Source organism: Streptomyces sp. NBC_00203, assembly GCF_045206325.1.
In the GTDB taxonomy this organism is placed as follows: domain Bacteria; phylum Actinomycetota; class Actinomycetes; order Streptomycetales; family Streptomycetaceae; genus Streptomyces; species Streptomyces lutosisoli.
Window position 1 is genome coordinate 4,353,690 of sequence record NZ_CP108126.1, and the last position, 13,048, is coordinate 4,366,737.

Here is a 13,048-nt window from a genome sequence, read left to right on the forward strand (position 1 = left end):
CACGGGGCAAGCAGTGGTTGTACGGCTACGAGGAGGTGGCGGCGACGGATGACGAGCTTGTCTAGGGCGAGGGTGGCTCGGCGCATCGCGGCGGGCGCTGCGTACGGCGGCGGCGGGATCGGCCTGGTCGGGGCGGCCACCGTCGGACTGGTGCTGGCCGAGGTGCAGCTGGCGAAACGTCACGTGGGCAACGGGCACGCGCACGCGCCGCGCGCGGACGGCCTGTACGGGTACGCGTACACCGGTCCTGGCGAACAGCCCCTCCGTCTGACGATGCTCGGTGACTCCACGGCCGCGGGCCAGGGCGTGCACCGGGCCCGCCAGACGCCGGGGGCGCTGCTGGCCTCCGGGCTCGCGGCGGTGGCCGAGCGGCCGGTGGAGCTGTGCAATGTGGCGCTGCCGGGGGCCCAGTCGGACGACCTGGACCGCCAGGTGGCGCTCGCCCTCGCGGACACCACGCGGGTGCCCGACGTCTGCGTGATCATGATCGGCGCGAACGACGTGACACACCGGATGCCGCCGACGCGCTCGGTGCGCCATCTGTCGTCGGCGGTACGCCGGCTGCGCACCGCCGGTGCCGAGGTCGTGGTCGGCACCTGTCCCGACCTGGGCACGGTCGAGCAGGTGCAGCAGCCGCTGCGGTGGCTGGCCCGGCGGGCGTCGCGTCAGCTGGCGGCGGCCCAGACCATCGGTACCGTCGAGCAGGGCGGGCGGACGGTGTCGCTGGGTGACCTGCTGGGCCCGGAGTTCGAGGCGAACCCACGCGAACTGTTCGGCCCCGACAACTACCACCCCTCGGCGGAGGGGTACGCCACCGCGGCGATGGCGATCCTCCCCACGGTGTGCGCGACGCTGGGTCTCTGGCCGGCCGAGGAGGAGCGCCCGGACGTTTCGCGCCGCGAGGGGTTCCTGCCGGTCGCCCGTGCCGCAGCCGAAGCGGCCTCGGAACCAGGCACCGAGGTCACCGCAGCCATGCCCACGGGCCCCCGAGGCCCCTGGGCCCTCCTCAAGCGCCGCCGCCGACGCCGCCTCCCGGCCACGGACCCGGCCCCGGCCACGTCCCCATAACCACCGGCCGGTTTCCTCGCCCCCGCCGCCCCTACCCGTCCCATCCTTCTGGGGCTCCGCCCCAGACCCCGTGGGCCGGTTCTTCGGCTGCGGGTGGGTGGGGGCTGGTCCAAAAGATTGCGCAGTTCCCCGCGCCCCTAAAAGCGGGGGCGGGCGGGGGATCGCGGGGCGCAGCCCCGCTTTCAGGGGCGCGGGGAACTGCGCGAGCAACCCCCACCCGCCCGCAGCCAAAAAAACCACCCAGGGGGGTCTGGGGGCGCAGCCCCCTGGGGATGGGACGGGTAGGGGCGGCGGGGGCGAAAAAAGCAAGCGCTTAGAAAAGTGCGGTCCTAGTCACACCCCGACACCCGTGACCTCGACCATACGTACGGGTAACTTCCCAACCAGCCCTGCCCAACCCCCCGTACGCCAATGGAGCCGTGATGCCCGAAGCCGTGATCGTCTCAGCCACCCGCTCCCCGATCGGCCGCGCCTTCAAGGGCTCCCTGAAGGACGTGCGCCCCGACGACCTGACCGCCACGATCATCCAGACCGCCCTCGCCAAGGTCCCCGAGCTGGACCCGAGGGACATCGACGACCTGATGCTCGGCTGCGGCCTCCCCGGTGGCGAGCAGGGCCACAACCTCGCCCGCATCGTCGCCGTACAGATGGGAATGGACCACCTCCCGGGCTGCACCATCACCCGCTACTGTTCCTCCTCCCTCCAGACGAGCCGCATGGCCCTGCACGCCATCAAGGCGGGCGAGGGCGACGTCTTCATCTCGGCGGGTGTCGAGACGGTGTCGCGCAGCATCAAGGGCACCTCCGACGGAATGCCGGACACCCACAACCCCCTCTTCGCCGACGCGGAGGCCCGCACCGTCGCCGTCGCGCAGCAGGAGGGCACCACCTGGCACGACCCGCGCGAGGACGGCCTGATCCCGGACGCGTACATCGCGATGGGCCAGACCGCCGAGAACCTGGCCCGCCTGAAGGGCGTCACCCGCCAGGACATGGACGAGTTCGGCGTCCGCTCGCAGAACCTCGCCGAGGAAGCCATCAAGAACGGCTTCTGGGAGCGCGAGATCACCCCGATCACGACCCCGGACGGCACGGTCGTCTCCAAGGACGACGGCCCGCGCGCCGGCGTCAGCCTGGAGGGCGTTCAGGGCCTCAAGCCCGTCTTCCGCCCCGACGGCATGGTCACGGCCGCCAACTGCTGCCCGCTGAACGACGGCGCCGCCGCCCTCGTGATCATGTCCGACACCAAGGCCCGCGAGCTCGGCCTCACCCCGCTCGCCCGGATCGTGTCCACCGGCGTCACCGGCCTGTCCCCCGAGATCATGGGCCTCGGCCCGGTGGAGGCCAGCAAGCAGGCGCTGCGCCGCGCCGGCCTCACCGTCGACGACATCGACCTCTTCGAGATCAACGAGGCGTTCGCCGCCCAGGTGATCCCCTCCTACCGCGACCTGAACATCCCGCTGGACAAGCTGAACGTGAACGGTGGCGCCATCGCCGTCGGCCACCCCTTCGGCATGACCGGCGCCCGCATCACCGCCACGCTCATCAACAGCCTCCAGTTCCACGACAAGCAGTTCGGCCTGGAGACGATGTGCGTCGGCGGCGGCCAGGGCATGGCGATGGTCATCGAGCGCCTCAGCTGACCGTTCCCGTAACGGTAGTTGAACCCAGCGTGACCGAATCGGCCCAGAGCCCCGCAATCACCGGGACTCTGGGCCGATTTGTGATCCAATCCCCCCCAAGATGTGACCTATCTCCCTCCGGGGAGGCATTTCCGCAGGTCAGAGCCGTTGCGCAACTAAACCCCGGGCCCAAAGTCCTGTCCCATTCGTGACGTTACGCACTGACAGCTGGATGGTTCTCCCTTCAAGCTGATGTAGGAAGTCGGGGGTCGACTTTGAACCGGGAGTACGTCAGTGAGCGCCATGCCAATTGCTTTGCTGCTCACCACCGCCGCGACCGCGGCCGTGGGCGTCGCCGTTCTGCGCACCCTGCAGGGTCTGCGCCGGCAGGTCGCGGCCCTGCACACCGAGCTCGCCGAGAGCCGCGCCACGACCGCCGCACGCGGCCTGGTGCCCGCTGCTCGCTCGGCCGCCGACGCGGACGAGATACGCGCTGCGGTGGCCGAGGCGCTCGCGGAGGAGCGGGAGCGGGAGCTTGCCGAGGCACGGGCGTTCTGGGCCGCCCAGGAGGCGCGTGACGCCTCGGACGCGCCCTCGCTGCTCGGCCTGCCCGACAGCGAACTGTTCCTGCCGCGCCACTCGGACTTCGCGGGCCTGGAGCACCTGGAGCCGGTGACCGAGGCCGGCCTGGACGCCGAGGAGTTCGCCGGGGACTCGCCCGAACTCGCCGCGGCCCGCCGCCGCCACCCCTCCCACCCGGACTTCGTGCCGGTCCAGTCACCTGTCGTGAACGACCATGAGCGCACGGTGGCCTGCCTGGAGGAACTCGCCGAGTCCCGCACGGAACTGGCGGACGTCCGCCCCGGCCCCCTCGGCACCCTCGACGTCTACGTCTTCGCCGACGGCACGACCCTCTGCATGACCCCGGGCCACCGCGAAACCGCCGAACAACTCGCCGCCGCCCTCCGCGCCGGCGAAACCCCGGTCCTCCTCGGCGGCTCCGGAGTCTCCGGCGCCTACGCCCTGACGTTCGCCTTCGGCGACCAGAACATCTACATCCTGGCGGACCGGGTCATCGCGTCCCTGTAACGAGGCGTCCTTGTAACGAGGGCCCAGCAAGAGCGCCCCGTAAGGGGCGCGGGGAACTGCGCGAACGGCCCCCACCGGCCCGCAGCCAACCAACTACCGCAGTTCCCCGGCACCACCAGCGGAGCGCCCACGCGCTGGAGTCGATCGAGAGATCAGACCCCGGCGCGTTTCTGCGCCTCCGCAACAAGCCCCACCGCGTCCGCCAGTTCCCCCTCGTCTTTCAGTACGACCGACAAATCGTGCGCGGCAACAGTGATTTGGTCCGCGGCGGCGAACATCCCCGCGTCCGGCATCTCCCGACCCTCTCCGGAAGGGTCCTCCAACCGCTGGGCACGCAGTGCCAACTCCCTGGCCAGCCCCAGCGCCTCGGCGGCAGCCCCACGCTGGAGACGGCTCTGCGGCGCGGCCCTCAACCGGTCGGCGAAATGATCCACGGCACGAGTCAAAGGCGTCGTATCAAGCACGCGGCGAGCGTACGCGCCGTACCAGGACTGTTGCCAACAACCCAACCCTCAGGCACGGTGGCGTGAAGGACCGGCTTACATCCCCTTTGCGTCCGGAGGCGCCGATGTCCCACGTCCTCTCCGAGGAGACCCACCGCAACATGCTCGCCCGAATCCCCCACTGCACCGGTCGTGAAATCTCCGACTGGCTTCGCACCGTCGACGAAGGCCCCGCCCTCTTCCGCTTCGAGGAGAAGGTCAGCTGGCTCCGCGCCGAGCACAATCTCGCGTACGGCCACGCCAAGGCGATCATTCACGAGTACGACCTGAGGAGGGCCGCGCGCAAACTGCTCTGAGCGCGCACCACCGTGACGACACAGTCATCCCACGACAAAGGGCCCGCGAACCGGTGGTTCGCGGGCCCTTCAGTTCAGTCACCAGCCCTCAGGGGCCGGCCCGTCTAGTCGTCGCCGCTGAAGATGGCGACCAGGCGCAGCATCTCGACGTAGATCCACACGAGGGTCATGGTCAGGGCGAACGCCGCGATCCAGGCCTCGTCCTTCGGCGCGCCGTACGTGATGCCGTCCTCGATCTGCTTGAAGTCGAGGGTGAGGAAGAACGCGCCGATCAGGATCGCCAGGATGCCGACGATCGCGCCGAGCGGGCCCATGCTGCGCAGTCCGCCGTCCTCGGCGACACCGAAGACGACCAGCAGCAGGTTGACCGCCATGACGACGATGAAGGCGATGGCGATGGTCATACCGATGCGCGCGTACCGCGCGGTCACGCGGATCCAGCCCGCCTTGTAGACGAGGAGGGTCGCGCCGGCGACCGCCATGGTGCCCAGGACCGCCTGGAAGGGCGCACCCGACCAGCGGCTGTTGTACATCTCGCTGATGACCCCGAGGAAGACGCCCTCGAAGGCGGCGTAGCCGAGGATCAGCGCGGGCGAGGCCGTGCGCTTGAAGTTCTGCACCATGGCCAGCACGAAGGCGACCAGGGCGGAGCCGATGGCGAGCCCGTAGCTGGTGCTGGACACCGGCAGCAGCGCCCAGGCCAGGATGGCGCCGACGGCGACGGTGCCGAGCGTCATGGCCGAGCGCATGACGACGTCGTCCATCGTCATACGGCCGGTGGTGACCGGGGCCTGCGGCGGAGCGCCGTACTGCGGGGCCTGCTGTGCGTACGGGTTCTGCGCGTAGGGGTTGCCGCCCTGCTGGGCGTACGGGTTGCCCTGGGCGTACGGATTGCCCTGGGTGCCGACAGCGGGTCCCCCGGCCTGCGGCGCCGCGTTGAAGCCCGCGTAGCCGTTGTCGCGGCTGAACCCCCGTCGCGAGAAGACCGGGTTACTGCTCCTCATTTCACTCCTCCATGGCCACCCTGAGCGGCCTTGGCCTCAAGAGTAATAGGTAGGCAAAAGATTGACCCTACTGCTTGGGGAGGATCTTTCCCTTGCGGTGCCACCGTACGCGTGTGTCCCATGCCCTGCCCGCACTGGTACGAAGCCGTGACACCGGCCTCAGCCTCCTTTTCTCACGAGTTATTCCAGGGGAAACCCCGTGTACCCCTCCGCGAGGTCGGTCTCGGCCGCCCGTGAGCTCGCGATCCGCTCCAGACGGGCCAGCTGGACGCGGTCCTCGAAGCCGGTCGCGCCGGGATCGCGGTGCAGCAGGGTCGTCATGTCGTACGAGAACCTCTCGGCCTGCCAGACCCGGCGCAGACACGTCTCGGAGTAGGCGTCGAGCAGCTCGCCGGAGCCGGTCTCCTTCTCGTACGCGAGTGCCCGCGCGAAGGTGACGACGTCGCCGACGGCGAGGTTGAGCCCCTTCGCTCCGGTCGGCGGCACTATGTGCGCGGCGTCACCGGCGAGGAAGACCCGCCCGTGCCGCATGGGCTCGTGGACGTAACTGCGCATCGGAGTGACGGACTTGGAGGTGATGGGCCCGCGCTCGAGCTGCCAGCCGTCCGTCGTCTCGAAGCGCCGGTCCAGCTCGTCCCAGATCTCCTCGTCGCTCCACGCCTGGGCGTCCGTGCCCTGGGGCACCTGGAGGTAGAGGCGGGAGACGCTGGGCGAGCGCATGCTGAGCAGGGCGAAGCCGCGGTCGTGACGGGCGTAGACCAGCTCGTCGTGCGAGGGCGGGACATCGGCGAGGATGCCGAGCCAGCCGAAGGGGTACGTCCGCTCGAAGACGCGGGAGAGCTCGGCGGGCACGGCCCCCCGTGCGACGCCCCAGAACCCGTCGCACCCGACGACGTAATCGCACTCCAGCACGTCCTCGCGCCCGTCGTACGTGAACCGCACCCGTGGCCGCTCGCTCTCGGCGTCCTCCACGGCGAGCGCCTCGGCCCCGAAGAGCAGCGGCCCGCCCTCCTTGAGCTGGAGGGCGATGAGGTCCTTGCACACCTCGGTCTGCGCGTACACCATCACGGAGCGCCCACCGGTGAGGGCCGGGAAGTCGACGCGGTGCCGCCTGCCCGCGAACCGCAGCTCGATCCCGTCGTGCCGCAGCCCCTCCCGGTCCATCCGCTCACCGGCCCCGGCGGCCCGCAGCACATCCACGGTCCCCTGCTCCAGGATCCCGGCCCGCTGCCGCTGCTCCACATACGCCCGGTCCCGGCTCTCCAGCACGACGGACTCGATGCCCGCGTTGTGCAGCAGCCGCGCCAGCAGCAGCCCGGCCGGCCCGGCCCCGATGATCCCGACGGTGGTACGCATCGGCACGCCCCTTCGCGTTCCTCTGTTCGTGTAGTGAAATTTCCTTCACCATTTCCTGAAGGGAGTCTCCGACCGCACGCGCTTGCTGTCAACGGTCGGCGACGAGGTCCTTGAGGGGCCTGGGGAGATCCCCGGGGAAGGCCGCGGCCGAAGTGAGGGGTCGGAGGTGCCCGGAACCGGACTTGAACCGGTACGCCCGCGAGGGGCAGCGAGGTTTAAGCTCGCCGTGTCTGCATTCCACCATCCGGGCAGGCCATGGGCTCCGCATCGAGGTTCCGAGCCTATCGGGGCGCGTCCCCCGAACAGCGGACGGGCGGCCCGATGTTGTCTTATTTTATTGACGTCTGAGGGTGCATCAGCCCTCGGTACGGGCCATCCGCACTTGCCAACAGCCTTTCGGACGGTCCACGGCGGCGTATACGGAATGACGGAATTTCACCGTCCGAACAGTCTCCGAACACTCCGTCCGAACACTCCGAACGAGCGGACACCACGACGCCGTACCCGGAGATCGCTCAGGGCGGCCCCGTCATCCCCAGGTATGACACGACCGCCTCTGGTCCGACCGCAGGCTGCCCCCGGAACCAGAACAGCGGCTGACTACTTCGCCCCGAACGGCAACGAGGATGGAACACGTCCCGAAAGCATCGCCGGAAACGTCGTCGTCCCGACAGGAGCACCCTCCCGTGACCACCACTCCCCTCGCCGACCGAACCACCGCCGTGGCAGCCCGTGCCTCGGAACTGTCGAAGGTCTATGGACAGGGCGAGACCCAGGTGGTCGCCCTCGACCGGGTCACCGTCGACTTCCGCCAGGCCGAGTTCACCGCGATCATGGGCCCGTCGGGGTCCGGCAAGTCCACGCTGATGCACTGTGTGGCGGGCCTGGACACCTTCTCCTCCGGCTCCGTCCGCATCGGCGAGACCGAGCTGGGCTCCCTCAAGGACAAGCAGCTCACCAAGTTGCGCCGGGACAAGATCGGCTTCATCTTCCAGGCGTTCAACCTGCTGCCGACGCTGACGGCCCTGGAGAACATCACGCTCCCGATGGACATCGCGGGCCGCAAGCCCGACAAGGAGTGGCTGGACAAGGTCATCACGATGATCGGCCTCGCCGACCGCCTCCGCCACCGGCCCTCCCAGCTCTCCGGCGGCCAGCAGCAGCGCGTCGCCGTCGCCCGCGCTCTCGCCTCCCGCCCCGACATCATCTTCGGCGACGAGCCCACCGGAAACCTCGACTCCCGCTCGGGCGCGGAGGTGCTCGGCTTCCTGCGCAACTCCGTACGGGAGTTGGGGCAGACCGTGGTCATGGTGACCCATGATCCGGTGGCCGCCGCGTACGCGGACCGCGTGATCTTCCTCGCCGACGGCCGCATCGTCGACGAGGTCCACGGCCCGACCGCCGACTCCGTCCTCGACCGCATGAAGCAGTTCGACGCCAAGGGCCGCACCAGCTGAGCCAGGGGTAGTTCGCCCCCGCCGCCCCTACCCGTCCCATCCCTGGGGGCTCCGCCCCCAGACCCCAAAAGATCGCGCAGTTCCCCGCGCCCCTTTTGGGGGCGCGGGGAACTGCGCGAGCAACCCCCACCGGCCCGCAGCCGACGAACTACCCACGGGGTCGAAGGGGCAGAGCCCCTGGGGATGGGACGGGTAGGGGCGGCGGGGGCGAAAAACGCTACGCGCAGCCACACCCTCCACCCGCCGACAGCCTCCCTCTCCTGGACTGAGAAACAATGTTCCGTACCGCCTTGCGCAACGTCCTCGCGCACAAGGCCAGGCTCCTGATGACCGTCCTCGCCGTGATGCTCGGCGTGGCGTTCGTGTCAGGCACCCTGGTCTTCACCAACACCATCTCCGACGCCTACCAGAAGAGCTCAGCCAAGGGCTTCGACCAGGTCGACGTCGCCATCCAGCCGGAGAGCCAGGCGGACAAGGGCGACACCGTCGGCAAGGACCCGAAGCTCACGCAGCCGCTGCTCGACAAGGCCGCCAAGGTCCCGGGCGCGGCCTCCGCGATCGGCGTGGTGAACGGCTTCACCGCCATCGCCGACAAGGACGGCAAGCTCATCGGCGGCGGCTTCCAGTCGCAGGGCGGCAACTACTGGGGCGACAAGGACCCCCGGTATCCGCTGACGAGCGGTCACGCCCCCAAGGGCACGGACGAGGTCGCGATCGACTCGGAGACCGCGAAGCGCGCGGGCTACAAGGTCGGCGACACCGTACGGCTGTCGGTCGACGGCCCGGTCCTCACGCCCACCGTCACCGGCATCTTCACCACCGACGACGGCAACGTCGCCGCGGGCGGCAGCCTCGCCCTCTTCGACACGAAGACCGCGCAGCAGCTCTTCGACTCGGTCGGCTCGTACGACGAGATCGACGTGAAGGCGGCGGCCGGCACCAGCCAGACGGCGCTGCGCAACGCCTTGGACGACGTCGTACCGAAGGACACGGCCTCCACCACCACCGGCAAGCAGCTCGCCGACGACCAGGCCACCATGATCTCCTCGGCGATGAGCGGCATGAAGACGGGCCTGCTGGTCTTCGCCGGCATCGCGCTGTTCGTCGGCACGTTCATCATCGCCAACACCTTCACCATGCTGGTCGCCCAGCGCACCAAGGAACTGGCCCTGATGCGCGCCGTCGGTGCCTCCCGCCGGCAGGTCACGCGTTCGGTGCTGGTCGAGGCGTTCGTGGTCGGGGCGGTCGCCGCCGTCGCGGGTCTGGCCGCGGGCATCGGCATCGGCGCCGGTATGCGCTCGCTGATGGGCACGCTCGGCGCCACCGTGCCGGACGGCCCGCTGGTGATCTCGCCGGGCACGATCGGCACCGCCCTGCTCGTCGGCATCCTCATCACGATGCTGGCCGCCTGGCTGCCGGGCCGCCGCGCCGCGAAGATCCCGCCGGTCGCCGCGATGAGCAGCGTGCACGCGAAGGCGACGACGAAGTCCCTGGTCGTACGGAACACGCTCGGCGCGCTCTTCTCGGCGGCGGGCGTCGCCGTGGTGCTGTACGCGACGACGATGGACGGCTCGGACGGCCAGGCCCCGATGGGTCTCGGCGCGGTCCTGCTCATCATCGGCGTCTTCGTCCTCACCCCGCTGCTGTCCCGCCCGCTGATCGCGGCCGCCGCGCCCGTCCTCCGTGTCTTCGGAGTCTCTGGCAAGCTGGCCCGCCAGAACTCGGTCCGCAACCCGCGCCGCACGGCCGCCACCGCCTCCGCCCTGATGATCGGCCTCACACTGATCACCGGCATGACGGTGATGGCGGGCAGCCTGCAGAAGTCGATCGACAAGATGGCCAGCTCCGCGATCAAGGCGGACTACGTCATCTCGATGGCGAACGGCAACGCGCTCTCGCCGGACGTCGCGAAGAAGCTCGCCGGCGTCGACGGGGTCACCGACACCAGCTCGCTGCGCGACGCGCCCTCGCGCATCGACCAGCAGACCGAGTACCTGACGGGTGTGAACGGCGGCTCCATCACGAAGCTCACCGACCTCACGATCGCGGACGGTGCCTTCAAGGTCGGTGGCACGCAGGTCGTCGTGGACAAGGACACCGCCAAGTCCCACCGCTGGACGGCCGGTTCGCACTTCACGGTCTCGTACGAGGACGGGAAGAAGGAGAAGCTGTCCGTCGCCGGTGTCTACGAGGGCAACCAGATGATCCACGGCATCATCGTGGACAACGCGACGCTCTCGCCCCACGAGACCGGCACCGCCTCCGACCTCCAGGTCATGGTGAAGACGGCGGGCGGCGCGTCGGACGCGGCCAAGGACAAGCTGGAGAAGGCCCTCGGCGACAACCCGGCCATCCAGGTCCAGGACAAGAAGGACATCTCCGACGGCATCGCGCAGATGTTCACGCTGATGCTGAACATGCTCTACGGCCTGCTCGCAATGGCGGTCATCGTCGCCGTCCTCGGTGTCATCAACACCCTCGCGATGTCGGTCTTCGAACGCTCGCAGGAGATCGGGATGCTGCGCGCGATCGGCCTCGACCGCAAGGGCATCAAGCGCATGGTCCGCCTGGAGTCCCTGGTCATCTCGCTCTTCGGCGGCGTACTCGGCATCGGCCTCGGCGTGTTCTTCGGCTGGGCGGCCGGTGAGCTGCTGGGCACCAAGATGTCGACGTACGAACTGGTCCTGCCCTGGGGCCGGATGGGCGTCTTCCTGCTCCTCGCGGCCACGGTCGGCGTCCTGGCGGCACTGTGGCCGGCCCGGCGGGCGGCTCGCCTGAACATGCTGACAGCGATCAAGTCGGAGTAATCGGAGTAATCGGAATAGCGCGCCTCGGCGCCTTGGTGGTACGTGAGGAGGGGCCCCGTTCAGCTGGAACGGGGCCCCTCTTCACGTACTCACTCACCTACGTCGGTCAGTTCCAGGTACGGGCCCGAAGGGGCATCCCGGCCCCGCCGGGCACCTCCGGTGTCCTGACCGCCAGCACCTGGTTGACGCCGATGCGGTTGCGCTCGAAGGCGAGCGCGCTGGCCGCCATGTACAGGCGCCAGACGCGGGCCCGGCCGGGGCTGGAGAGCTTGACGGCGCGCGGCCACTGCGCCTCCAGGTTGGTGACCCAGCGGCGCAGGGTGAGCGCGTAGTGCTCGCGGATGGACTCGACGTCGCGCACCTCGAACCCGGCACGCTCCAGCTGCGTCACGGTGGTCCCGATGGGCGCGAGCTCACCGTCGGGAAAGACGTACGCGTCGATGAACTCGTCGACGGAGTACGCCGATTCGTCCCGCTGCGGCCGCCGCGCGATCTGGTGATTGAGCAACCGCCCACCGGGCTTGAGGAGTTGGTACAGCACCTCGGCGTATTCCAAGTAGCGCTCGGCGCCGACGTGTTCGGCCATGCCGATGGAGGAAATGGCGTCGTACGGCCCGTCGGCGACGTCCCGATAGTCCTGCACGCGGATCTCGACCTTGTCCGTCAGCCCCTCGTCGGCGACCCGTTTACGGGCGTACGCGGCCTGCTCCTGCGACAAGGTCACCCCGACGACGCTCGCGCCGTGCTCGCGGGCGGCGTGAATGGCCATCGAGCCCCAGCCGCAGCCGACGTCGAGGAGCCGCTGACCGGGCTTCAGGTCGAGCTTGCCGGCGATGAGTTCGAGCTTGTCACGCTGGGCGTCCTCAAGGGTGCCACCCTCGTCCCAGTAGGCGCACGAGTAGATCATGGACGGCCCGAGGACGATCTCGTAGAAGTCGTTCCCCACGTCGTAGTGGTGGCTGATGGCTCGTTTGTCGCTGCGCTTGGTGTGCAGGTGGCGGCGCCCGCGGACCTCCTCGCGGGGCGGGGCGGGCGGCAGCGGGGATCCGGCCATCTTCACCAGCCCCCGGACGGCGGCGCGCACCTCGGGGTCGCGCAGGGCCTCGGCGACGCCCCTCGCGTCCTCGCCCCGCTCCCACAGCAGCCCGGACACCAGGTCCAGGGCGGCGTACAGATCACCCTCCACACCCAGATCACCGGCCACCCAGGCCCGGGCGAGCCCCAACTCGCCGGGTTTCCACAACAGTCGGCGCACGGCCTTTCGGTTGCGTACGACGAGGGCGGGGGCATCGGGGGGCCCTGCGACCGAACCGTCCCAGGCGCGGATGCGCACCGGGAGCGGGGTCCCCAGCAACTGTTCCACAAGGCTCTTCAGCCGCAGCGCGGCGTCCTGCATGGCGTACACCTCCGAGACAACACTCCCGAACGCTCCAACACCACGTAAACACCAACACGTCCCGCGCGCAGTCCCCCTTCCGCGTTACACCTTCGCAAAATAGATGCACCCACCACGTTTTTCGCCCCCGCCGCCCCTACCCGTCCCATCCCGTTCCTGGGGGCTTCGCCCCCAGCCCCCTAAAAGATTGCGCCGTTCCCCGCGCCCCTGAAGAGAGTCGTCTGCGGGACGGTGGGGGCTGGTCGCGCAGTTCCCCGCGCCCCTTAAAAGCACCCGGGGTGGGCCGGCGGTTTTTAGGGGCGCGGGGAACTGCGCGAGCGACCCCCACCGGCCCGCAGCCAAAGAACCGGCCTACGGGGTCTGGGGCGGAGCCCCAGGAACGGGATGGGACGGGTAGGGGCGGCGGGGGCGAAAAACCCCGAAGGGGCCGCTCGCACCACGGATGGCGAG

The 13,048-nt window shown here is 69.6% G+C and carries 10 protein-coding genes and 1 tRNA gene; 6 read left to right on the top strand and 5 right to left on the bottom strand.

Annotated features, from left to right (window positions below; genetic code table 11):
* Positions 1-48: 48 nt before the first annotated feature.
* The 3 genes from OG975_RS19570 (at position 49) to OG975_RS19580 (ending at position 3,779) form a co-directional block, all read left to right on the top strand.
* Complete coding sequence (locus OG975_RS19570) at positions 49-1,068, top strand: SGNH/GDSL hydrolase family protein (RefSeq protein WP_406330571.1); 1,020 nt, start codon at positions 49-51, stop codon at positions 1,066-1,068.
* A 422-nt stretch (positions 1,069-1,490) separates the two neighbouring features.
* Complete coding sequence (locus tag OG975_RS19575; RefSeq protein ID WP_406330572.1) at positions 1,491-2,711, top strand: acetyl-CoA C-acetyltransferase; 1,221 nt, start codon at positions 1,491-1,493, stop codon at positions 2,709-2,711.
* A 282-nt stretch (positions 2,712-2,993) separates the two neighbouring features.
* On the top strand, positions 2,994-3,779 hold the full coding sequence (locus tag OG975_RS19580; RefSeq protein ID WP_406336352.1) for a hypothetical protein: 786 nt from the start codon (positions 2,994-2,996) through the stop codon (positions 3,777-3,779).
* 152 nt (positions 3,780-3,931) lie between these two features.
* On the opposite strand, the gene OG975_RS19585 is transcribed toward OG975_RS19580, so the two are convergent.
* Entirely contained in the window at positions 3,932-4,243 is a 312-nt protein-coding gene (locus OG975_RS19585; protein WP_406330574.1) for a hypothetical protein, read from the bottom strand.
* Between the two features lie 104 nt (positions 4,244-4,347).
* Between OG975_RS19585 and OG975_RS19590 the strand changes: the two genes are divergently transcribed.
* Positions 4,348-4,578, top strand: a complete 231-nt coding sequence (locus OG975_RS19590; RefSeq protein ID WP_327429272.1) for a DUF4287 domain-containing protein — start codon at positions 4,348-4,350, stop codon at positions 4,576-4,578.
* 104 nt (positions 4,579-4,682) lie between these two features.
* On the opposite strand, the gene OG975_RS19595 is transcribed toward OG975_RS19590, so the two are convergent.
* From OG975_RS19595 to OG975_RS19605, 3 genes are all read right to left on the bottom strand, one after another.
* A complete protein-coding gene (locus OG975_RS19595; RefSeq protein WP_406330575.1) occupies positions 4,683-5,582 on the bottom strand; it encodes a Bax inhibitor-1/YccA family protein in 900 nt (299 codons plus the stop codon).
* A gap of 180 nt (positions 5,583-5,762) precedes the next feature.
* Entirely contained in the window at positions 5,763-6,938 is a 1,176-nt protein-coding gene (locus OG975_RS19600) for a 4-hydroxybenzoate 3-monooxygenase (protein ID WP_406330576.1), read from the bottom strand.
* Positions 6,939-7,105: 167 nt separating this feature from the next.
* Positions 7,106-7,188: transfer RNA gene (locus tag OG975_RS19605), tRNA-Leu, on the bottom strand.
* 436 nt (positions 7,189-7,624) lie between these two features.
* Between OG975_RS19605 and OG975_RS19610 the strand changes: the two genes are divergently transcribed.
* Positions 7,625-8,395: an ABC transporter ATP-binding protein gene (locus OG975_RS19610; protein WP_406330577.1), complete on the top strand. Its 771-nt coding sequence runs from the start codon at positions 7,625-7,627 to the stop codon at positions 8,393-8,395.
* Positions 8,396-8,670: 275 nt separating this feature from the next.
* Positions 8,671-11,202 (top strand): ABC transporter permease, encoded by a 2,532-nt coding sequence (locus OG975_RS19615; RefSeq protein WP_406330579.1) that lies wholly within the window; start codon positions 8,671-8,673, stop codon positions 11,200-11,202.
* A 106-nt stretch (positions 11,203-11,308) separates the two neighbouring features.
* Here the strand turns inward: OG975_RS19615 and OG975_RS19620 are convergent, their stop codons facing one another.
* Positions 11,309-12,598 (bottom strand): class I SAM-dependent methyltransferase, encoded by a 1,290-nt coding sequence (locus tag OG975_RS19620; RefSeq protein ID WP_406330580.1) that lies wholly within the window; start codon positions 12,596-12,598, stop codon positions 11,309-11,311.
* Positions 12,599-13,048: the final 450 nt, after the last annotated feature.